The organism is Gloeothece verrucosa PCC 7822 (assembly GCF_000147335.1).
GTDB lineage: Bacteria > Cyanobacteriota > Cyanobacteriia > Cyanobacteriales > Microcystaceae > Gloeothece > Gloeothece verrucosa.
Window position 1 is genome coordinate 5,630,583 of sequence record NC_014501.1, and the last position, 20,110, is coordinate 5,650,692.

General features: G+C 39.5%; 22 protein-coding genes. 10 read left to right on the forward strand and 12 right to left on the reverse strand.

The genetic code is table 11. The features are described 5' to 3' along the window. Nucleotides 1–87 precede the first annotated feature (87 nt). Nucleotides 88–309 carry a ferredoxin-thioredoxin reductase variable chain gene (locus CYAN7822_RS25330; protein WP_013325109.1) on the reverse strand — a complete coding sequence of 74 codons (222 nt, stop codon included), beginning with the start codon at nucleotides 307–309 and terminating at the stop codon, nucleotides 88–90. Nucleotides 310–509: 200 nt separating this feature from the next. Here CYAN7822_RS25330 and CYAN7822_RS25335 point away from each other — a divergent pair, with 200 nt between their 5' ends. Next, nucleotides 510–938 (forward strand): NfeD family protein, encoded by a 429-nt coding sequence (locus tag CYAN7822_RS25335; RefSeq protein ID WP_013325110.1) that lies wholly within the window; start codon nucleotides 510–512, stop codon nucleotides 936–938. Between the two features lie 36 nt (nucleotides 939–974). Beyond that, on the forward strand, nucleotides 975–1,949 hold the full coding sequence (locus tag CYAN7822_RS25340; RefSeq protein ID WP_013325111.1) for an SPFH domain-containing protein: 975 nt from the start codon (nucleotides 975–977) through the stop codon (nucleotides 1,947–1,949). A 2-nt stretch (nucleotides 1,950–1,951) separates the two neighbouring features. On the opposite strand, the gene CYAN7822_RS25345 is transcribed toward CYAN7822_RS25340, so the two are convergent. Continuing rightward, nucleotides 1,952–2,356 carry a Fur family transcriptional regulator gene (locus CYAN7822_RS25345; protein ID WP_013325112.1) on the reverse strand — a complete coding sequence of 135 codons (405 nt, stop codon included), beginning with the start codon at nucleotides 2,354–2,356 and terminating at the stop codon, nucleotides 1,952–1,954. 40 nt (nucleotides 2,357–2,396) lie between these two features. Here CYAN7822_RS25345 and purS point away from each other — a divergent pair, with 40 nt between their 5' ends. From purS to petD, 4 genes are all read left to right on the forward strand, one after another. Beyond that, nucleotides 2,397–2,675, forward strand: coding sequence for a phosphoribosylformylglycinamidine synthase subunit PurS (purS, locus tag CYAN7822_RS25350; RefSeq protein ID WP_013325113.1), 279 nt, complete (start codon nucleotides 2,397–2,399; stop codon nucleotides 2,673–2,675). A 35-nt stretch (nucleotides 2,676–2,710) separates the two neighbouring features. Further along, nucleotides 2,711–3,394: a phosphoribosylformylglycinamidine synthase subunit PurQ gene (gene purQ, locus CYAN7822_RS25355; protein ID WP_013325114.1), complete on the forward strand. Its 684-nt coding sequence runs from the start codon at nucleotides 2,711–2,713 to the stop codon at nucleotides 3,392–3,394. Between the two features lie 231 nt (nucleotides 3,395–3,625). Further along, the gene (gene petB / locus CYAN7822_RS25360; protein WP_013325115.1) at nucleotides 3,626–4,294 is read left to right on the forward strand and encodes a cytochrome b6; all 669 of its coding nucleotides are present in this window, start codon (nucleotides 3,626–3,628) and stop codon (nucleotides 4,292–4,294) included. A gap of 110 nt (nucleotides 4,295–4,404) precedes the next feature. Beyond that, nucleotides 4,405–4,887 carry a cytochrome b6-f complex subunit IV gene (petD, locus tag CYAN7822_RS25365; protein ID WP_013325116.1) on the forward strand — a complete coding sequence of 161 codons (483 nt, stop codon included), beginning with the start codon at nucleotides 4,405–4,407 and terminating at the stop codon, nucleotides 4,885–4,887. Nucleotides 4,888–4,958: 71 nt separating this feature from the next. On the opposite strand, the gene CYAN7822_RS25370 is transcribed toward petD, so the two are convergent. The 3 genes from CYAN7822_RS25370 to CYAN7822_RS25380 all read right to left on the reverse strand — a co-directional run bounded on the left by CYAN7822_RS25370 (nucleotide 4,959) and on the right by CYAN7822_RS25380 (nucleotide 7,922). Beyond that, nucleotides 4,959–5,654, reverse strand: coding sequence for a pentapeptide repeat-containing protein (locus CYAN7822_RS25370; protein ID WP_013325117.1), 696 nt, complete (start codon nucleotides 5,652–5,654; stop codon nucleotides 4,959–4,961). Between the two features lie 225 nt (nucleotides 5,655–5,879). Further along, nucleotides 5,880–7,097 carry an aminotransferase class V-fold PLP-dependent enzyme gene (locus CYAN7822_RS25375; RefSeq protein ID WP_013325118.1) on the reverse strand — a complete coding sequence of 406 codons (1,218 nt, stop codon included), beginning with the start codon at nucleotides 7,095–7,097 and terminating at the stop codon, nucleotides 5,880–5,882. A 54-nt stretch (nucleotides 7,098–7,151) separates the two neighbouring features. Beyond that, nucleotides 7,152–7,922, reverse strand: coding sequence for a Mut7-C RNAse domain-containing protein (locus CYAN7822_RS25380; protein ID WP_013325119.1), 771 nt, complete (start codon nucleotides 7,920–7,922; stop codon nucleotides 7,152–7,154). Nucleotides 7,923–8,352: 430 nt separating this feature from the next. Between CYAN7822_RS25380 and CYAN7822_RS25385 the strand changes: the two genes are divergently transcribed. From CYAN7822_RS25385 to CYAN7822_RS25395, 3 genes are read left to right on the forward strand one after another with little or no spacing between them, the layout of a single operon-like run. Continuing rightward, nucleotides 8,353–9,033 (forward strand): GNAT family N-acetyltransferase, encoded by a 681-nt coding sequence (locus CYAN7822_RS25385; RefSeq protein ID WP_013325120.1) that lies wholly within the window; start codon nucleotides 8,353–8,355, stop codon nucleotides 9,031–9,033. Between the two features lie 31 nt (nucleotides 9,034–9,064). Beyond that, complete coding sequence (locus tag CYAN7822_RS25390; RefSeq protein WP_013325121.1) at nucleotides 9,065–9,541, forward strand: hypothetical protein; 477 nt, start codon at nucleotides 9,065–9,067, stop codon at nucleotides 9,539–9,541. Between the two features lie 8 nt (nucleotides 9,542–9,549). After that, complete coding sequence (locus CYAN7822_RS25395; RefSeq protein WP_013325122.1) at nucleotides 9,550–9,810, forward strand: MoaD/ThiS family protein; 261 nt, start codon at nucleotides 9,550–9,552, stop codon at nucleotides 9,808–9,810. 27 nt (nucleotides 9,811–9,837) lie between these two features. Here CYAN7822_RS25395 and CYAN7822_RS25400 read toward each other — a convergent pair whose 3' ends face one another. The 6 genes from CYAN7822_RS25400 to CYAN7822_RS25425 form a co-directional block, all read right to left on the reverse strand. Beyond that, nucleotides 9,838–11,709 carry a serine/threonine-protein kinase gene (locus tag CYAN7822_RS25400; RefSeq protein WP_013325123.1) on the reverse strand — a complete coding sequence of 624 codons (1,872 nt, stop codon included), beginning with the start codon at nucleotides 11,707–11,709 and terminating at the stop codon, nucleotides 9,838–9,840. An 81-nt stretch (nucleotides 11,710–11,790) separates the two neighbouring features. Then, nucleotides 11,791–12,963 (reverse strand): hypothetical protein, encoded by a 1,173-nt coding sequence (locus CYAN7822_RS25405; protein ID WP_013325124.1) that lies wholly within the window; start codon nucleotides 12,961–12,963, stop codon nucleotides 11,791–11,793. 7 nt (nucleotides 12,964–12,970) lie between these two features. Further along, on the reverse strand, nucleotides 12,971–14,632 hold the full coding sequence (locus CYAN7822_RS25410; protein ID WP_013325125.1) for an AAA family ATPase: 1,662 nt from the start codon (nucleotides 14,630–14,632) through the stop codon (nucleotides 12,971–12,973). Between the two features lie 297 nt (nucleotides 14,633–14,929). Then, on the reverse strand, nucleotides 14,930–16,891 hold the full coding sequence (thiO, locus tag CYAN7822_RS40230) for a glycine oxidase ThiO (protein ID WP_013325126.1): 1,962 nt from the start codon (nucleotides 16,889–16,891) through the stop codon (nucleotides 14,930–14,932). Between the two features lie 54 nt (nucleotides 16,892–16,945). Next, complete coding sequence (locus tag CYAN7822_RS25420; RefSeq protein WP_013325127.1) at nucleotides 16,946–17,170, reverse strand: type II toxin-antitoxin system HicB family antitoxin; 225 nt, start codon at nucleotides 17,168–17,170, stop codon at nucleotides 16,946–16,948. Nucleotides 17,171–17,270: 100 nt separating this feature from the next. Further along, on the reverse strand, nucleotides 17,271–17,708 hold the full coding sequence (locus tag CYAN7822_RS25425; RefSeq protein ID WP_013325128.1) for a DUF4079 domain-containing protein: 438 nt from the start codon (nucleotides 17,706–17,708) through the stop codon (nucleotides 17,271–17,273). A gap of 144 nt (nucleotides 17,709–17,852) precedes the next feature. Between CYAN7822_RS25425 and CYAN7822_RS25430 the strand changes: the two genes are divergently transcribed. Then, a complete protein-coding gene (locus tag CYAN7822_RS25430) occupies nucleotides 17,853–18,944 on the forward strand; it encodes an alpha-hydroxy acid oxidase (protein WP_013325129.1) in 1,092 nt (363 codons plus the stop codon). On the opposite strand, the gene CYAN7822_RS25435 is transcribed toward CYAN7822_RS25430, so the two are convergent. Further along, nucleotides 18,922–19,971: a phosphotransferase gene (locus tag CYAN7822_RS25435; protein ID WP_013325130.1), complete on the reverse strand. Its 1,050-nt coding sequence runs from the start codon at nucleotides 19,969–19,971 to the stop codon at nucleotides 18,922–18,924. The genes CYAN7822_RS25430 and CYAN7822_RS25435 overlap by 23 nt on opposite strands. Between the last annotated feature and the right edge of the window lie 139 nt (nucleotides 19,972–20,110).

Below are 20,110 nucleotides of genomic sequence, written 5' to 3' on the forward strand. Positions count from 1 at the left end.
GAGCTACTACTTAAAATCTGGGGCATACCCACGAAGTGGGGCGTAGCCTAGCCCCAGTGCTTTAGCCGGGGGGGGCGCGACATAAAGCTAAAGGATTTCTAGTTCATTTTCGCGGAAGTGGGCTTTAAACTTTTTATCAAATTGTACCAGGACGGGCAAATTAGCACTGACAGGTCTTCCTTGCCACTCAGTGACAATACCAACCACTTCTCCTTCCAACCCTTTGACATCAAAAGCCGCTTGTCTGTTTTGTGGATGGTGATAAACAACAATAGATTCTTTGACACGGACGCGATCGCCAACTTTCATATTTAGTTCTCTCTCTGTTTTCTCTTAAAAGCCTGTAATAGCCTTTCTCAACAACCTTACTATTTTGGCATAGGAGCGTCCCTTGCTGAATTTCATAAAACTTTAAGTCAATTGTCTCTATATTCCTCTGGCGGCAAAGCTATTATAGATCTGTACAGACGTTCCCTAAAACGTCTTTACTTCAGAATTCTCTTCATCCTATGTTGAGTATACCCTTGCTCTGGTTAATTGCTGGCTGCATTCTCTGCTTAATGGAATTCATCTTTCCTACCGCTTTTGTAGCTTTCATGATGGGTATTAGTGCTATGGTGGTAGCACTGATTTCTAGCTTTGTGCCCTATCTGGCCGTTCAGGTGATCGCTTGGCTGATTTTATCGACAATTTTAGTCATCATTTCACGTCGATTTTTAACCCCGAAACAAAAGCTATCCCGACTCAGTGATGACTCTGAAGGAGAAACCCTCACAGAAATTGCGCCAGGACAACCTGGTAGGGTGCTGTATGAAGGCAATTCTTGGCGGGCAGTCTGTGAAGATGAAACCATGACCATCGCCGCACAAGAAAAAGTTTATATTGTCAGGCGCAAAGGCAACACCCTGTTTGTAGTCCCAGTTAATCTTTTACCTTAAACTTTATTAAATTGAACATTTAATCAAGAGGTGATCATGGAAGGTTTTTTAGTTTTAGTCTTTCTGGTTTTCGGTGGTTCGGCACTGTTTGGTTCAGTGAAGATAGTCAACGAAAGAAATGAAGCCTTAGTGGAAAGATTAGGAAGCTTTAATCAAAAACTGACTCCGGGGCTGAACTTTATTCTTCCTTTTTTTGATAAAGTCGTTTATCAAGAAACCACCCGCGAAAAAGTGATTGATATTCCCCCTCAATCTTGTATCACCAAAGATAATGTCTCGATCACCGTCGATGCGGTGGTGTATTGGCGCATCGTTGATATGGAAAAAGCCTACTATAAAGTAGAAAATCTCAGATTAGCGATGCAAAATTTAGTGCTAACTCAAATCCGTGCAGAAATCGGCAAATTAGAATTAGATGAAACCTTTACCGCTCGTACAGAAATCAACGAATTTTTACTCAGAGAACTGGATATCGCCACTGATCCTTGGGGGGTTAAAGTTACCCGAGTAGAACTACGGGATATTATGCCCTCTAAAGCCGTACAAGATTCGATGGAATTACAAATGGCGGCAGAACGCAAAAAACGGGCAGCGATTTTAACCTCTGAAGGAGAAAGAGATTCAGCCATTAACTCGGCTCAAGGTCAAGCGCAGTCGAAAATTCTTGAAGCTGAAGCCCTCAAAACAGCCGCTATCTTAAAAGCCGAAGCCGAACGAGAACAACAAATTCTTAGAGCCGAAGCCACCGCCAAAGCGATCGTTATTGTCTCAGAGAAATTAGGCTCAACCCCAAATGCGCGGGAAGCTTTACAATTTCTTCTGGCTCAAAATTACTTAGATATGGGTAAAAGCATTGGCAGTAGTGGAAGTAGTAAAATTATGTTTATGGACCCGCGCAGTCTAATGTCTACTCTAGAGGGAATGCGTTCTGTCATCGGAGAGAAAACCCATCAAGATATCTCAGATCTAGCGATGGAGTTAGAAAAAATTGATCGTCATATAGCTCAATAAGCTTAATTGCTTAAGGGTTCTCGGTGGAGCGAATGACAGCGATCACAAAGTCCGAAAAACTCTAGGGTATGGTAGTAAACTTTAAAATGATGGGATTGTTCTAAACGTTCCTCTAGGTCATGGACAGGACACTCATCAATGGGAATAGATTGACCGCAATGAACGCAAGTGAGATGATGTTGATCCTGTTGCACCAAACTATATAAAGATTCTCCGCTCGGTAACGTTCGGACTTGTACCACCCCTTGAAGTTTTAGAGCTTCTAATGAACGATAAACTGTTGCTAAACCGATGGTTTGTTTGCGCCGACGCAGTTCGACATAGAGATCTTGGGCAGAAAGGGAGCGAGCCAAAGTCTTGAGCAAATGAAAAATTTTTTCTTGAGAGCGAGTCTTTTGGGCTTTCATAATTGGGAGTCTTGTCTAATTAATACTATAGCTAGAATCGATGTCTCAACAATATCAGTGTCGTATTTATGTTACCCTCAGACCCTCGGTACTTGATCCAGCCGGAGTGGCTGTGGAATCTGGATTAAAACAACTTGGGTTGAGGGGAGTTGAACAAGTTAGAATCGGTAAGTATATTGAACTGACTGTTACCGCCAGCGATGAAACACAAGCCAAGCAACAGTTAGATCAAATGTGTGATCAACTCTTAGCTAACCCAGTTATCGAAAATTATCGCTTTGAATTGACCCCGGTAAAACCGTTAAGCGTTAATCCTTAAAAGTCAATCGTTGTGTCTGAAATTGGGATCAAGCAATGAAATTTGGTATAGTGGTATTCCCTGGCTCTAACTGTGACCGGGATGTAGAAACGGTAACTCGCGGCTTACTCGATCAACCAACCCGCATGGTTTGGCATCAAGAAACTGACTTAGACGATCTCGATGTGGTCGTTTTGCCGGGAGGGTTTAGTTATGGGGATTATCTCAGATGTGGAGCGATCGCCCGTTTCTCGCCAGTGCTGAAAAGTGTCGTTGAACACGCTCAAGCGGGAAAATATGTTTTAGGGATCTGTAATGGGTTTCAAATCTTAACCGAAGTCGGTTTATTACCAGGTGCTTTAACTCGCAATCGAAATTTACATTTTATTTGTGATCGCGTTCCCGTGCGCGTAGAGACAACTGATTTAGCTTGGAGTGCGGCTTATGCTCCCAAAAGCTTATTAACTTTGCCCATTGCTCACGGAGAAGGACGCTACTATGCCGATGAGGATACGCTCAAAGCTTTAGAGGATCATGGTCAAGTTATGTTTCGTTACTGTAGTCCTAATGGTGAAATTGACGAGAAACATAACCCCAATGGATCGTTAAATAATATTGCTGGTATTACCAACCGCCAAGGTAACGTTCTGGGTATGATGCCGCATCCCGAAAGAGCCTCAGATCCAATGTTAAAGGCAACCGACGGGCTAAAACTGTTTAAAGGGTTAATCGGTTTATGACGCTCACTCGAGTAGGCATCATGAAAATCTAACCCACAGCCTCTCAGGTATGTTACATTTTTTAATGAGGAACATCAGTTCAAAAAGGCTATCCTAGTTAAACTGACTACAGATTTTTTTAATAAATCCTCTAAAAGGATAGCCTGCCTTCTATTAATATCCCTAAAAAGCTCATAGAGGCTCAAAGGGAGCAAAAAAACCCTAATCATTCTATATTGCAATTCTGGCTTCATGTTTTCTAAGCAAGTAACAGATTCTAAAGTTTATCAATGGTTTGACGAACGGCTAGAGGTTCAAGAACTCGCTGATGATATCACCAGCAAATACGTCCCGCCCCACGTCAATATTTTCTATTGTTTGGGGGGAATTACGCTGGTGTGTTTCTTAATCCAGTTTGCCACTGGATTCGCCATGACTTTTTATTACAAACCAACGGTAACTGAGGCTTTTACCTCAGTAGAGTACATTATGAATGAGGTCAACTTTGGTTGGCTGATTCGTTCTGTCCATCGCTGGTCTGCTAGTATGATGGTCTTAATGATGATTCTGCACGTTTTCCGGGTTTACTTAACCGGTGGATTTAAAAAGCCTCGGGAATTAACCTGGATCGTCGGTGTCATTATGGCAGTGATTACCGTATCTTTCGGAGTAACCGGTTACTCATTGCCTTGGGACCAAGTAGGTTACTGGGCGGTTAAGATTGTGTCTGGTGTACCGGCTGCTATTCCTGTGGTTGGCGATCAAATCGTTGAAGCCTTACGGGGTGGTGCAAGTGTTGGACAAGCAACCTTAACCCGTTTCTACAGTATTCATACTTTTGTTCTTCCCTGGTTGATGGCAGTGTTTATGCTGCTGCACTTCCTGATGATTCGTAAACAGGGAATTTCTGGTCCATTATAATTTTGTTAGCTATAGTCAACAGTCAACAGTGAACAGAATCATCAACCTGTTGGCTGTTAACTAAATTAAAATATTGCAGATCCGTTAGTTAAGAGAAGGAGAATCAATAGATGGCTATTGTTAAAAAGCCTGATCTCAGCGATCCTAAACTCCGCGCCAAACTGGCTAAAGGGATGGGTCACAATTACTATGGTGAACCCGCTTGGCCTAATGACCTATTGTATGTGTTTCCTGTAGTTATCTTGGGAACCCTTGGATTAGTGGTGGGTTTAGCTGTTCTCGATCCAGCGATGGTGGGTGAACCGGCTAATCCGTTTGCTACTCCCCTAGAAATTCTTCCTGAATGGTATCTTTATCCCGTATTCCAAATCTTACGGATTCTTCCCAACAAACTATTGGGAATTGCTTGTCAAGCGGCTATTCCGTTAGGATTAATGCTGATTCCTTTCATTGAAAACGTCAATAAATTTCAGAACCCCTTCCGTCGTCCTGTAGCAACGGCTGTGTTTCTGTTTGGGACTTTAGTCACCCTCTGGTTAGGGGCTGGTGCTATTTTCCCCATTGACAAATCTTTAACGCTTGGTTTGTTCTAAAAAATAAGCCCATGCACGAGGAATAGGTAATAGGTGATTGGTAATTAAAACGATTAATTTTTAATGATCTATTACCAGTTCCTCATACTTTCAAAACTTTTGACTTTTTGAATTTGATTTTGATTAGGCAGTTGAAGGTAAGGAAGTTGTGCCGAATAATCAAATAGTTGATTAATAGATTGATTTTGAAATTCTAAAGCATTTTTAAAGTATTTACTAAACTCACCTAGAGCAAACTTTTGGGGGTAATGAATAGGACGGCGTTCTTGATGATTTTCTCCAAAGTATACATAATCACAAGCGACGTTGTTTAAATTAGTAAACTTGTCAATTGACCAGTCGTGCAAACAAACTCCCGTTAAGATAGCGTTTTTAAAGTTCGCTTTGGCAGCAAGAGTTTTACTTAAATCAGCATCTCTTAAATTAGCTTTTTCAAAATCTGAGCCGATTAACCAAGCTTCTCTGAGATTAGCGGCGATGAGAATCGCTTTTTCTAAGAAGGCTTGACTTAAATTAGCTCCGCTTAAATTGGCTTGTGTTAGATCAGCTTTGTGAAGATTAGCCCAGTTAAGATTGGCTTGAGTTAAATTGGCTTCTCTAAGGTCCGTTCCTTGAAGATCGGTATCTTTGAAGTTAATGCCGGCCAGATTGCATCCTCTCAAATTAATGCCGTTAAGACTAGGTCTAATGCTTGGGTAATTATTACGCCATTGGTTCCAAGATTGAACCCCTTTGGTGAGTTCTATATAATGTGGTTGCCTTGCCATATAGAGAAAGAATGGGTAGATCAGACTGATAAAAGCTAATGGGTTTAGCGATTCGGATTGCCAAGAGCATTTCCATACCTGAATTAGATGCTGTTTTGTTCTATTCCAGGTATGAATTATGAATGAAGCTTATTTTAATTTTAAGTTAAAATTTGGGTGATGAAGTATACCTGAGTGTTAAGAAACGTATAATTTAACATATAACTTCATGTATTCTTTAACTAATTACCCTTCATTCTCATTAGCATTAAGGAGTAATATTTTAATGGCTTCGACTAACTGTTCAATTTCAGCCTTCAAAGTAAAGTAATGTACACAAGCTCGAACACAATCCGGATTGAGTAAAGTTCTCAGTAAGAATCCTCTTTTTTCTAAAGCTTGTACTAACTGTTGGGAAGAGAGAGGGCCTTTAACTTGAAAAGAAACTAACCCGGCTTGGGGAGGAGAATTTTTTAAACACTCAACGCCGTCAAGTTCTGATAACTGCTCCCAAAGATAAGCGCTCAACTCCACCATACGCTGATAGCGCCCTTCAGCACTTCCCCATTGACGATGAATTGGGATTGCCGCCCGTAACCCTTCATACTGAGGATAAGCGGAGGTCGCCACCTCAAAACGTCGTGCATCGTTTTTCCAAGCGATGGGTTGTCCGGTTTCATCCTGTTCAATTCCTCGCCAACCAATAAAAGTGGGTCTAAGCATTTCAAACATTTGAGGATCAATATATAAACCACCTACCCCGGCCGGACCACATAACCATTTATGGCCGGTAAAGGCATAAAAATCTGCTTGTAATTGACTTAAATTTAAAGGAATACATCCCACTGATTGAGCCGCATCTACTAAGATGGGAACCCGTTGGCGGCTAGGGCTATGATGGTGACACAGTTCTACGATATCAGCCAAAGGTAATAACTGCCCGGTATTCCAAAGCAAATGACTCAAGACCACTAGACGAGTATTGGGGCGTAAATGTTGAGCAATCACCGCCAGCGGATCGCCTGTGTTCAGGGTGTCTTTAATGGGACAAATCGAGAATTCTACGCCAAAGCGGCGAGCAATTTCTTTAACAATAGCGATAATTCCCTGATGCTCACAATCGGTGAGAAGTATATGGTCTCCTTTTTGCCAGTCAAGACCCCATAAAACAATATTACAGCCATCGGTCACATTTTCAGTTAAAACAATGCTTTGAGCAGTCGTCCCTAATTCAAGGGCCAGTGTTTCTCTCAATTGTTCAGTTTTATTTTGAATCCAAGCATTCACCTTTCCTGAGAAAGGCCCTTGTAGCTGAAGATAATTATGAGCATCAATAATGGCTTCTATGGCACAACGAGGTAAAGGGCCTTGTCCGCCAAAATTAAAATAAACTTTATTGGCTAATCCAGGAAATTCTAGACGTTGTTTTTCAATCTCCGGAAGGCTGTAGGTACTATGGGCCATAAAATTTGCTTGCAAAATGCTTAGTTCAATCTTTATTTTAACATAATAAACAATTCAGGGTAACTGATGAGAATTTTCTAGGATAGTTTCTACCATTTTTTGCATTTTCTGATAATGAGTTCCTTGCCAATAAATTTGGTTACAATGATTACATTGATAAAAATTTTCATAAATTTGACAGGTCTGTCGGGGAAGTTGCTCAATAATAGCGGCTTTTTCAACGGGTTTGATTATTCCGTTACATCGAATACAGCGCGACATAGGACGACTCAACGCAAATAAATTGTACCGTCCTAAAACTTCTAGAATTTGTTTTTGGGGATCAGTTTCTCTGACATAATAACCATAAACAACCGGCTTTCGCATTAAAACGCCTTTATCTCGTGTTAAAACAATCCTCTGTTGTGCGGCTGAAATTTGAGCGATTTCTGCATCTTCATAATCATTGCGATAGAGAGTATCAAATCCTAATAATCGTAATAAAGAAGCCAGTTTACCTAAATGAACATCTAAGACAAAACCCACAGGTTGAGGTAAAGGAGGTTGTAACTGAATAATAGCTTCATGGGGAAGCTCAGGAAAAAGAGAGTGAGGATAAATAATTCCTTGATCGCCATGTTGTAAGCTATAGGAAAAATCAACCGTTTTACCATTAATAAAAATAACATTAACTTCAGGATGAGGAACCCCTAAAGATTCAATAACATCTTTAATTGAGGGGTTTTCTAGAAAAGAGTGAGTAAAAAACACTCTCCGATTAGCCGGAGCCAGTAAATCATTAAGTTGTCCCTCAAAACGCAAAAGAGATTGAAACATCATAGTCATTAGTCATTCGTGCTTAGTCATTGTTGTTTGGCTTTCGCACTTCCCTGTTCCTGATTAAATTTTAAAAGAAAAAGCTAACATAGGATGATCAGCCTGAAGGGTTCGTTCCAAGGACTAGGCCCTTGTAACAAAGATCAATCGCCAGAGGTGGAAAAATTTTGACCATAAAGGTGATAAAATATCAACAGGGAAGAAATTTAGAAAAAGTAGTTTGTTCTCAAACAAACTTGAACAACCAAGAGCAAGCCGCAAGAGAAAGGAAACTTTTCTTCTAACTTGGTGTCTTAGTAGTTCGTAACTTAAGCAAAATCAAAGCTAAAACCTTCTATCTCATCCCCTAGTTCAACGCTCAATCATTCCCTACGAGCTAGTGGGCAGTGGGGTTGTTAAACTTGTAGAGTACATCATTTAGTGATTCGTTGGAGTAACTGTGAACTCCTGCTATCCATATTCCTTATTTCCATATCAGTTAAGGAACGCTGAAGAAAAAATTAGTACATCTGGTACTATTGTTCGGACTGCTCGGTCAAGTGATTTAAAGAAAGTCGCTGAAGTTCTGACCCTGTGCTTTCATCCTCCTTATGGAGTCCTGTCTTGGGTTTATCCTTTACTCAAATTAGGGGTTTATGAAGACCTTCGCAGTCGTTTGCGTGCGGCATCTCCTCATTATCAGTGTTTAGTTGCCTGTCATCAGGTTATTACATCGGCATCAAGCACAGAAGAGGAAGAAATTATTGGGACTGTAGAAATTTCTTTGCGTTCAGAATGGTCCACTACGCCCAATAGTGCTTATATTTCTAATTTAGCGGTGAGTCATCATTGTCGCCGCCAAGGCGTGGCAAGAAAAATGCTGCGAAAATGTGAGCAAATTGCTTTAGAATGGGGTTTTAAAGAACTTTATCTTCACGTTTTAGAAGATAATCATGTGGCTAAACAACTCTATCTCAATGGTGGCTATCAACTCCATCGGATTGACTTTAGTTTCAATAGTTTTTTGTTTGGAAGTCCAAGGCGTTTATGTTTAATTAAAAAATTAACCGAGTTAGAGAAGACTCCACCCCCGGTAGAAGTCTCCACCACTGCTGAAAATACAGAGCAACTGGACAGCTAAGGTCGGCTAAGATCATCTGTTTTATGTAACGATGAAAGAAAATTTGAGCAGTTATCCTTCAAATTCTCCAGCAAGCCTAAACATCGATAATATTATCGCTCAATTGCATAAAAAGCAGTTGCTAGTGGTTAACCCTCGTCGTAAAAATGGCATAATTTTATATAAACGCTATCATGCAGAATTTGCAGGACCCGGAGCGGTGATTGGCAGTGTTTTTGACCTTGATGTCGTACAAGTTATCCCTGTGGGAAAACTGTCTTTAGTCACTCCTCAAACCCCTCAAGAAAAAATCAATGCTTATTTAATTCGGCGGCAGTGGGTAAGATTAACCAAACAAATTACTGATAACCCAGTGCCTTTACAACGGGCACAAGTTATATTAAATCAATTTGAAAACTGGTTTGATGCTGACACAGCCGCTAAATTGCCGGATGAAGCTTTTGCTTTGTTAGTGGGTGTTTTGCCTCAGACAATCAAAAAAATACGCCATGAATTTGAACGTCTTTAATTACACTCATGTCTGATTCTACCATTACCATCATTGTCAAATTATTCGCGGCTTATCAAGAAGCTTATGGACTTTCAGAACTGTCTTTAAACTTTCCTCCTCAAACACCTGTCAAAGCCGTATTAGATAATTTACTTAAAGAGCATCCAGAATTAGAACAATGGCGTAGTGTCACTCGTTTTGGGATCAATTTTCAATTTGTCGACTCAGACACCCCCTTAAAAGACGGGGATGAAGTGGTACTTATTCCTCCGGTTAGCGGCGGCTAGTGCGACTTTTGCCACCTTTGCGCGAAATCAAACACATTGGGGTGCGGAACTCGTTCCGCACTGCCACAACTTAATGCTTCCATCAACACTACCACTAGCCAATAACTGTCCATTGGGGCTAAATGCTACTGCTGTTACCGAGTCGCTATGTCCTGTTAAAGTCATCATGGCATCTTCTGAGACTAATTGCCAAGATTTTTGCTCTAAATACCAAAGCTTAATAGTATTATCGTCTTTTCCGGCGGCTAAAATTTTACCGTCTGGACTAAAAGCAACAGTATTAGCCCTCACTAAATAATCGCTTAAATTATTAATAACTTTTCGGGTATCTAAACTCCAAATTTTAACGGTTTTATCGTCACTTGCACTGGCTAAAACTTGACCATCTGGACTGAATGCCAGAGAATTTATAATATGAATATGACCGATTAAAAAAAATTCTTTACTCTTGTTATGTAAATCAAAAAAATAAATACTATTATCTCCATTTCCACTGGCTAAAATAGATTGAAAAGGATGAAAAGCCAGACATTTTACCCAATTCATATAACCGCGACAAACAAAATTTTCTAGCTGTTTGCCGCTTTGGACATTCCAAATTTTTATAGTCTTATCAAAACTGCCGCTCGCTAAAAGGCGGCTATTAGGGCTAAAAGCAATAGAGCTTACCCAATTGGTATGACCTAATAATTTATGAATAAGACTTTGGCGTTGGAGATGATAAATACGAATCGAACGATCACAACTACTACTAGCTAAAAATCGTCCATCAGGACTAAAAGCAATAGCGGTAATTTTATCGGTATGGCCAATTAAAGTATCGATTTCTTGCCCAGTTTTTAAAGACCAGAGTTTAATCGTCCAATCTGCGCCCCCACTGGCTAAAATTCCCTCTTCGCCTTGCTTAATCAGGGGATTAAAAGCCATTGAAGTTACGGGTTGAGAATGTCCCGTTAAGGTATGAATACATTGCCATTTTTGGGTAGCTGGAGCAAGAGAAATATGGCTCAACTTTTCGGTAAATTGGCCAATCTTCAAATCTGTCATAATCTCATCGACAGAGTGATAACGTTCTTTAAGAGAATTGTTAATCATTTTATCGAGAATTTGCCCTAAGTCATCACTGACAAGATTATCAACTAAATAGTCTTTCCAAACCCAGACATTCTCAGTAATATCAAATAAGTTAAAGGGAGAAACTTGAGTCAATAAATAAATACAGGTGACTCCTAAACTATAAATATCACTGGCAAAAGTGGCTTTTCCTCTGAGTTGTTCTGGAGCAATAAATTCGGCACTGCCGATAACGGTACCGGTTTGAGCTAAAGCGGTGGCTGTGGCATATTTAGCCGCTCCAAAATCCACTAAATATAATAATTCTTGCTGGCGAGAACGGATAATATTATCGGGTTTAATATCGCGGTGAATGATTTGTCCGGCATGGATAAATTTTAAGACAGGAAGTAAATCTTTTAGAAGGGTTTTAATTTGAGTTTGGTTAAAAGTACCGTTAGTGGCTAATTCTTGGCTTAAATTTTGCCCGTCTATAAATTCTTGAATAATATATTGATGTTTATCTTGTTCTAAATGGTCATAAAAATCGGGTATTTGGGGATGTTCTCCTAATTGTTTTAAGCGCTGTGCTTCTTGTTCAAATAATTGCATAGCGGCGCGGGCATTGGTTTGTTCGTCGGGATAAAATTGTTTAATCACACAACGGGGTTGAGAGGGTTTAGCGTTATCGGCGGCTAAAAAAGTTCTGCCAAACCCCCCTTGTCCTATCAGTTTAATTGCATGGTAGCGGTCATTGAGTAATAATTTTGTACTGCAACTGTAACAAATTTCGGTATCATCCGGGTTGCGAGGGTTAGGACAATGGGGGTTGAGACAGTAACGCATAAGCAATTTAAAATTATTTTATTCAAAAATTTTTTCAACTCTCTCTGATTAGCAATTTTTAAGAAGAATAGATTACTATAATTAAAGTATCGGCGGTAAAGCGCAACACCAATCTGTAACTACTTGTCTAATCCTTTCCCACTCTAATTTTAAAAGCTCATCTTGCTCGATATCATTACATTTAGTTAAAGATCTTTCTTTCACACAATTATCTATCATCTTAATGAGGATATCTGTACCAAATCCTGGCATAATGACACAAGTACAAGCTTGTTTTCCTCTAAGACATTGTAGCTGTTCCAAACAAGAAATAACTGTTTCTATTTCAAGGCTTTGTATAAATTCTATCCAATATTGATGTAAGCTAGAATCTTGTACGGAGTATTGTAATATGTCATATAAATATATCCCTTTTTTCATAGATATATATTTTCTGGCTTCATGTTTTTCTAATTGCTTCAACAATGAAAGAGATTTATTTTTATTTTTATCTTGAGTAAAGACTTGTTCATACCAAGCAATAGGAAACAAATTTTCAAGCTCTTTAACTTCTAAACAAATCCATTTTACAAGAATGTTGCTCTTTAACTGTTCATAGACTTCTTGAACTGCTTTTGCTGTATCTCCTAAATTAGAATCATTTGGACTTTTTTTATCACTATCTATAATACAAAGACAAAGTTTATTTTCTGTTTCTATATCTTGTAAGGTTTTTTGAATCGCCCTCAATTCATCTTTAGTGCTATTACCTCCTCCTGTTCTAATTTCAGATTTTATGTCAAACCTTATTTTTTTATGTTTGTTATATAGTTTAGTAATTTGGTGATATATTTCTCCATCAATGCGATTTTCAGTTAATAAAATTGTTGGGGTAAAACTTCCATAACTAAAGTAGCGATAAGAAGCTTTTATCACCTGGAAACCATCTCTAGGTTCAAGGGTTATAGTGCCATTGGTCAATTCACATTTAGAATTAGCTTGAAATTCTAGTACATCATCTAAGACAATTAATATTGAATTTTTTAAATTTTCTAAATAGACACTAAAATCGGGTAAATCCGAATATAGTTGTGTATAAACCATCTGAGCTACTGAGGATAAAAAATCACATTTTTTTAAACAATTTAATGTATTTCTATCAGATATAACTATATGATTTCCTTGACATCTAGACTGAGCAATTAATTCAAAGACTATCTGAACTTTTTTATTATTAATTTCATTAATTAAAGATGGATCTAGAACTAACAACATACTCAGATTAGATTGGATCAGGTAAAAAGAAACCTAGAGGCCAGTTATCAAAAAGTCCTGCTTGAGTGTATTTTGCTATTCTGACTTTAGCAGGGGTTTCAGAATTTTCTCTTTCAAAGATAACTAGGTTAATATCATTGTGATCAAAATTTTTATTAGCAATATGGGGACTAAATCTTTTTACTAAAGTTTCACTGTGGGTTTCTATCACTAATCTAAGATCAAATCCTTGCTCTTTTGCTATCTTGATAGTTGCTATAAATGAATCTGCTAAAAGTGCTTGTAGTCCTGGATGCAGATGTAATTCTGGTTGTTCAATAGCAAATGTGATCGGATAATCTTTATTGACTTGACCTTTACCTCTACTTAACCACCATAATTGAGTTAATATTGGGAGAACTTGGGAAAATCCAAATCCTGTATCAGCTAAATTCCGTTTTTGTTGACAATTTTTTTCTTTTAACTTTAAAGATACATGACCTTCAGATTGATCAACACCGATAGAAAAGCCAAAATATTTTTGTGTCCATTCCTCAAAGCTTTTTTGCTCTTTATTATTTAAGCTTTTAATAAACATTGCTAAATTTTTTCCCTGAGAGTCTACTTCCCCTACCGCTAAATCTTGAAAGCGATAGTAACGTTCTGCTGTGGCTCTTACTGGTGCTATATAACTAATATTACAAGCAAAATTAGACAGATATTTATCAGCCATTGATAAAATTAATAAAGCAGAATCTGCTACTAAAATATCTCTAAGTTTTTGAAAATCTGGACTTTCAATAGACCAAACCCGAGTTTTATTATTCCAAATATTGCCTCCATTTTTATTGTTTTGTACTAAATTCAAAATGGTGTTTGAACTTTCAATACCAATACCAAGTAATGAACCAATTATTGTAATAATTCTTTCTTCATTATTTTTTATTTGATAATGTACTAAATTTGTGATTTCTGTCTTTAACAGCTTAATTAATCTAGAAGAATAAGAGCCTTTTCTAAGTTGATATCCCAAGCTAATAATAGAATGTAATAAATCATTTTTTTCTTCTTGAGGTATTGGCTCAATAAAAAGAGGAATCAATCCTTTTTGAGGCAAAAATTTGACATCTTTCATTTCTTCCGAGAACTCACTTTGATTGACTTTAAATTTGATAAGTTTGCCTTGTTCATTAATTTCTAATTTAATTAGATGATCAGAGAATTTTAATAAAACTTCTTTGAGAAAATTACTATATTGTTCATGCACTCTTGCTAATTTAATTTCAAGGGATATTTCTAGTTTATCTATTGGTGATTTCCTAAAGGATTCTTGTTTTAAAGATAAATTTTTAGAAAAATGAAACAAAAAATATTTATAGTAATTTATATATTCATTCCTCATTAAAAAATTTGAAAATTGGAAATGATAAGCGAATGAAATTTCTTTTTCTTGATTAGCCGGCTCTAAATTATTAATAGCTTCATCAAAACTCCCAAAATCAACAAATTGCCCATACCACAAAATAGGTGAAGTAGTTTTAGCTTCAACACTTTGCCTCATTAAAGGAAATGCTCTTAAAAATGTACTTTTCCCTGAACTATTAGCCCCCAAAAGCAAAGTAATAGGTTTTATATCAATAGGGCCTGTATCCTCTAAAAGCCGCAAATTTTTAATACGTATAGAATCCATAATAATCTAAACTCAATAAACATAGAGAAATGATAGTGATTTTTTTAATTATAGATAAGTTTTATAAAAATAATACCATTTTTCATTTATTGATAACAGAGTTGATAGGATGAATTAAATTTATCAAAATGATATTTAGCGTTGGCTTTGGTTCCAAGGCCCCAACCTACAATATATATATTGTTCCCCCTCATATATTAATGTTCCCCCTCTCCAGAAACAAAGATCTTCCATTTCCCCTCTCCTGTAGGAGGGGGTAGGGGGAGGTGGAGAGGGGGTTAGGGGGAGAGGTCTAATTTAACTCACCGTACCGGTAAGCGGCGAACTCGCACTAGCATAAGACTTCAAAGGCATTCTACCAGCCAGATAAGCAAGTCTTCCGGCTTGTGCCGCCAAACCCATCGCTTTCGCCATCTGTGGGGGGTTTTGAGAAAGAGCGATCGCACTATTAATTAACAACGCATCAGCCCCCATTTCCATCGCTAAAGCCGCTTCTGAAGGCGTACCGATCCCTGCATCCACCACCACAGGAATACCAGACTGTTCAATAATAATAGCGATATTAGCCGCATTTTTAATCCCTTGTCCCGAACCAATAGGCGAACCTAGCGGCATCACCGTAGCACACCCTACCTCTTCCAAACGTTTAGCCAAAAGCGGATCAGCATTAATATAAGGTAAGACAGCAAACCCCTCTTTAACCAACTGTTCAGCCGCTTGTAGGGTGCCGATGGGATCAGGTAATAAATACTTAGCATCCGGAATCACTTCCAGCTTAATAAAATTATTATCCTCTTGTCCTAATAACTTCGCCATTTCTCGCCCCAAGCGTGCCACCCGGATAGCCTCCTCTGCGGTTTTACAGCCGGCAGTATTGGGCAACATCCAAATTTTACCCCAATTGATCGCTTCTGCAAGTCCCTCATGGCCAGGGGCTTTAGTTTGTACCCGTCTAACTGCAACCGTCACAATTTCACAACCACTACCGAGGATACTTTTTTGCATCGCTTCGATGGAGGGATATTTACCGGTACCCGTCATCAACCGGGACGAAAATTTGCGCCCGGCAATAACTAAGTGATCCTCTTTTGAACTGGTTTCCGGCAGTTGGGGATAGGGGGAAGAACCATTAACAGAGGCGTATTGTAGCGGCTGAGGAGGGTTAGCATTCATAGTTCTAGCAGGGGGTTTAGCACTGAAGCGATCATAACTAAAATGAGATAAGAGAGGATCAGACTTTTGCTGCAAGATCAGATCCGCGATCAAAGAAGCACTCACCGGGGCCAACAAGATCCCATTACGATAATGTCCCGTCGCCAAGACTAAATTATCACAAAGACCCTTTCCTAAAATGGGTAACTCATCAGGAGTTCCCGGACGAAAACCCCACCATAATTCTTCTATGGGCCAATTTTCGATAGCCGGATAAAGACGAATAGCCCGATCTAAAAGCGTTTTAACCCCTTGAGGCGTATTTCCCGCAGTCCAATTTACGGCTTCTGTAGTCGCCCCAATAATTAAGCGTCCATCTTGTCTCGGCACTAAATAAGTCTGAGGTCCATATAATACCCGTTGTAGCGGCAAAGGTTGATCCGCTTCCTTGGGCATTCTTAAAGATAACATTTGCCCTTTGACCGGATGAACCGGCAGAGGTAATAACTGACTTGCCCAAGAACCACTCGCTAATACATAAGTTTGGGCTTCTAATTCTCCCATCGAGGTAAAAACACTGGTTACCTTACCTTGTTTTTGTCCGATAGCGTGAACGGTTACCCCTTCAAGTAAATTCACCCCTAAACTTTTAGCCGCCTCATACAGCGCTTTCATCACCAGACGGTTGTCCACTTGTCCATCTTCTGGATACCACCAACCCCCAACTACCTCACCACCGAGTCCCGGTTGATAATAAGCAATAGCGGCTTTATCTAACCAGTTTTCCGACGGTTGAGACGGTGGTTGTTCAAAAACCGGGGCAATGATCCCACAGGGAACATAACCGACATTTAAACCGGTGAGGTCTTCTAATTTGCGTACCCACTCTGGATATAACCAACGCGACTTGAGACATAAGTCTAACATCGCTCCTGTGGGAAGTTGTTCTGCATGGGGGGCCAACATTCCGGCGGCGGCGTGACTAGCGGCTTGTTGAAAGTCTCGACAGAGGAGACTTACAGATGCACCCCGAAGTTTTAGGTCAACCGCGATCGCCAACCCGATAATGCCACCACCGATAATTAGAATTTCACTTTTTAAGTTCATGTTTAGTCACTTTGTTTAACCGATAGATTACTATTATTTACTAATTTTAAAAGTCTAATTTTTTTTCTTATTTATGTTAATAACAAGCGGCTTATTCAGAGATGTTTTTCTTGCTTGATCATCTTCTATTAATAGCTCTAAAACTTCTTGAGCATTTTTTAAAGTTTCCTGATAACTGTCTCCCTGAGTACGAGCATAAGCACCTAATTCGGGTAAACTGACAATATATTTGTGTTCTTCTTCCGACGTTTGAATTAAAATACTATATAAAGATTTCATTCAGTTCAACAGATCTGATGAGGTTGTTCTCCACTATCACCTCATTCATTTTACCTGATGGGAGGGTTAGTTACGAAACCCTTTGCGCGAAATAAAACCCTTAAGGTAAATATTTTTGTACTACAGACCAGCCGCTACCAGTAACCAACAGAAAACCCAGCAGAAGAATAACATTAGTAGAAACATGAAGAGACCGGGCCCAAGGTCGTTTAGGGCTAATTTGAGCCGCACTGATAGCCGATATCAAGACCAATACCACCACTAATAACCCGGCAACCAGATGAGGAGAATGACCCAAACTGCCATAATGACCCAGAGTTCCAATAATACCAATAGAGAGGAGTAGCAGCACCAGAAAAACCATAATACCGCCAATGAGGTAATGGAGAGGCCTTAACCATTGAGGGCGAGGTTGTTTATTGATGCGTCGGTTATACATCCAGAACCCAGAAATCCCTAAGATCGTATAAGCGGTTAGAGATAACCCCATTGACCAAGCGGCTATTTTCCACAACCAAAGAAAAGACGGTAAGTTCAAAGCTGATCCCCATAAATGCGGCTTTCGTTTTAATTGTAAGTTGGATCGGCAAAAAGTAAAACCATCTTTTTTAAATTTGAGTAGAAATAAACGTAATTACATATAATATAAATTAATCCTCAGTTTTCCATCCTATCCTTTTCTATGACTCAACCGATTAACGTATTTGAGTATGAAACTTTAGCTAAAAATCAACTTTCTGAGATGGCTTGGGGATATTACAGTACCGGAGCATTAGATCAGATCACCTTGGGAGATAATCGTGCCGCTTATGAACGTTATCGACTACGCCCACGAATGTTAGTAGATGTCAGTCAGCGAGATTTGTCTGTCTCAATTCTAGGTCAATCTTTATCTAGACCCATTTTAATTGCCCCAATGGCCTTTCAATGTTTGGCCCATCCTGAAGGGGAGATAGCTACCGCCCGCGCCGCCACTGAAGCGGGAATGATGATGGTGTTAAGTACCTTGTCTACCCAAAGTCTAGAAGAAGTGGCCGCTACAGGTTGCCCTAGGTGGTTTCAATTGTATGTCCACAAGGATAGAGGACTAACAAAAGCCCTGGTTCAACGGGCTGAATCTATGGGCTACCAGGCTTTATGTGTTACGGTAGATGCTCCCTTCATTGGACGTAGAGAAGCCGATGTTAGAAATGAGTTTACTTTGCCAAAAGGGTTAAAATTGGCGAATTTGCTGACAATGGCTGATGTAACCCTTCCGGATGTGCCAGATGATTCTGGGTTATTTGCTTATTTTAAAGAACAAATTGACCCTAGTTTAACCTGGAAAGATCTCGAGTGGTTACAATCAATGACTAAGCTTCCCGTAGTGGTTAAAGGGATTTTAAGGGCAGATGATGCGCTTTTAGCGGTTCAACATGGGGTTAAAGGCATTATTGTTTCCAATCATGGAGGAAGACAGTTAGACGGGGCGATCGCTTCTTTGGATGCCTTACAAGATATCACCGATGCTGTGGGGGAACAAGTTGAGGTGTTGATGGATGGGGGAATTCGTCGAGGAACAGATATACTAAAAGCCTTGGCACTCGGGGCTAAAGCGGTTTTAGTGGGTCGTCCCATTTTATGGGGGTTGGCAGTGGGAGGACAAGCCGGCGTGAGTCATGTTTTACAATTGCTCACCGAAGAATTAGAGTTAGCGATGGCCTTGAGTGGGTGTCCTCGGATTGGGGATATTGATTCAAGTTTAGTCGAACCTAGAACAATTGCCAATCTTTAGACTGTAAGTGCTTTAACCTTTGTAAGCGTTGGCTAAAGTAATAATGATCTAAGCGGCTATATTCATATTGCTTGGAACTATTCAAACTAATTGCCCATGACCAAATATAAGCGGCTTGAGTTAATGCCTGCAAACAATCTAGTTCTACGGATGCCAGTTTCTCAACCGTTTGATACCCATCAATAAACTCATCTCTCACCTTGCGACTCAAGCCGGTTTGTAGCGAGACTTGTAAAAATTTAGCGATGTCAAATACGCGCCATCCATAACCACATTGATCAAAGTCAAAAAGGGTCATCAGATTATCTTTGGTAAAGTGAACATTGCCGCTATGGGGATCACCCCAACAAATCCCCCAATAAGGTGAGTAAGTGGGTAAGGGTTCCAACTGTTGTTTAATCTCAGCAATAACGGTGAGCAAATATTTTAGGTCTTGGACTCGATCATGTAAAAAAGGCGCAATGCTGACTAAAGAGTGGTCTAATAAATATTCTGGCGTAAGGGCTTGACGGTATGCCAGAGGACGAAATCCCCGCGCCTTTTGATGGAGTTTGGCTACTGTTTGCCCCAACAGATGACTCTGAGTGGCGTTAAAATCTCCTAAAGCTATTTCTCCGGGGGCATAGGGAAATAAAGCGGCATAACGCTTTCCTTCTGGGGCATTAATTTCTACTGATAAGTGTCCTTGTCGGGTTTTGATGGGGGCGGCTACAGGAATATGACCATGATATAAATAATCCAGCAATTCTAATTCAAAATCTATCTCGGTTTTAGAACGCCAATGATGATGAGAGATTCTTAATATATATAATTTTGATAAGGTTTCCACTACATAAACATCACTCAGCCCCCGCCGCCAAAAATGACAATTTCTAGGGATGTCGATGTTATAATGACAAATGAGAAGATTTATTAAGGCTTCAGGCGCAAGAAGAGAACAAACTACCGGAAATACTTCTGTCGCCTTTGTCGCCAGGCAAGCTTGTTCTTTGGCTTTTTGGAAAATTGGATTGAGCATTAGTTTCATCGCCTTGCCTCACCTTCCTTATAATGATAAGTTTTTGTTGACTTTTCCTCCCCATCATAGATGGAGGATTCTATGAGAATGCTACACAACCGAATCAATCTCTGTTGTGAGTGCTGTTTATGCTTTTTAGATTCCTAGA

What these genes read in the sequence shown, in the direction of transcription:
- purQ (WP_013325114.1), top strand. Translation starts at nt 2,711, where the DNA reads ATGAAATTTGGTATAGTGGTATTCCCTGGCTCTAACTGTGACCGGGAT.
- thiO (WP_013325126.1), bottom strand. Translation starts at nt 16,891, where the DNA reads ATGAACTTAAAAAGTGAAATTCTAATTATCGGTGGTGGCATTATCGGG.
- CYAN7822_RS25340 (WP_013325111.1), top strand. Translation starts at nt 975, where the DNA reads ATGGAAGGTTTTTTAGTTTTAGTCTTTCTGGTTTTCGGTGGTTCGGCA.
- CYAN7822_RS25435 (WP_013325130.1), bottom strand. Translation starts at nt 19,971, where the DNA reads ATGAAACTAATGCTCAATCCAATTTTCCAAAAAGCCAAAGAACAAGCT.
- CYAN7822_RS25395 (WP_013325122.1), top strand. Translation starts at nt 9,550, where the DNA reads ATGTCTGATTCTACCATTACCATCATTGTCAAATTATTCGCGGCTTAT.
- CYAN7822_RS25400 (WP_013325123.1), bottom strand. Translation starts at nt 11,709, where the DNA reads ATGCGTTACTGTCTCAACCCCCATTGTCCTAACCCTCGCAACCCGGAT.
- CYAN7822_RS25430 (WP_013325129.1), top strand. Translation starts at nt 17,853, where the DNA reads ATGACTCAACCGATTAACGTATTTGAGTATGAAACTTTAGCTAAAAAT.
- CYAN7822_RS25335 (WP_013325110.1), top strand. Translation starts at nt 510, where the DNA reads ATGTTGAGTATACCCTTGCTCTGGTTAATTGCTGGCTGCATTCTCTGC.
- purS (WP_013325113.1), top strand. Translation starts at nt 2,397, where the DNA reads ATGTCTCAACAATATCAGTGTCGTATTTATGTTACCCTCAGACCCTCG.
- petB (WP_013325115.1), top strand. Translation starts at nt 3,626, where the DNA reads ATGTTTTCTAAGCAAGTAACAGATTCTAAAGTTTATCAATGGTTTGAC.
- CYAN7822_RS25410 (WP_013325125.1), bottom strand. Translation starts at nt 14,632, where the DNA reads ATGGATTCTATACGTATTAAAAATTTGCGGCTTTTAGAGGATACAGGC.
- CYAN7822_RS25345 (WP_013325112.1), bottom strand. Translation starts at nt 2,356, where the DNA reads ATGAAAGCCCAAAAGACTCGCTCTCAAGAAAAAATTTTTCATTTGCTC.
- CYAN7822_RS25375 (WP_013325118.1), bottom strand. Translation starts at nt 7,097, where the DNA reads ATGGCCCATAGTACCTACAGCCTTCCGGAGATTGAAAAACAACGTCTA.
- CYAN7822_RS25405 (WP_013325124.1), bottom strand. Translation starts at nt 12,963, where the DNA reads ATGTTGTTAGTTCTAGATCCATCTTTAATTAATGAAATTAATAATAAA.
- CYAN7822_RS25420 (WP_013325127.1), bottom strand. Translation starts at nt 17,170, where the DNA reads ATGAAATCTTTATATAGTATTTTAATTCAAACGTCGGAAGAAGAACAC.
- CYAN7822_RS25390 (WP_013325121.1), top strand. Translation starts at nt 9,065, where the DNA reads ATGAAAGAAAATTTGAGCAGTTATCCTTCAAATTCTCCAGCAAGCCTA.
- petD (WP_013325116.1), top strand. Translation starts at nt 4,405, where the DNA reads ATGGCTATTGTTAAAAAGCCTGATCTCAGCGATCCTAAACTCCGCGCC.
- CYAN7822_RS25370 (WP_013325117.1), bottom strand. Translation starts at nt 5,654, where the DNA reads ATGGCAAGGCAACCACATTATATAGAACTCACCAAAGGGGTTCAATCT.
- CYAN7822_RS25330 (WP_013325109.1), bottom strand. Translation starts at nt 309, where the DNA reads ATGAAAGTTGGCGATCGCGTCCGTGTCAAAGAATCTATTGTTGTTTAT.
- CYAN7822_RS25380 (WP_013325119.1), bottom strand. Translation starts at nt 7,922, where the DNA reads ATGACTATGATGTTTCAATCTCTTTTGCGTTTTGAGGGACAACTTAAT.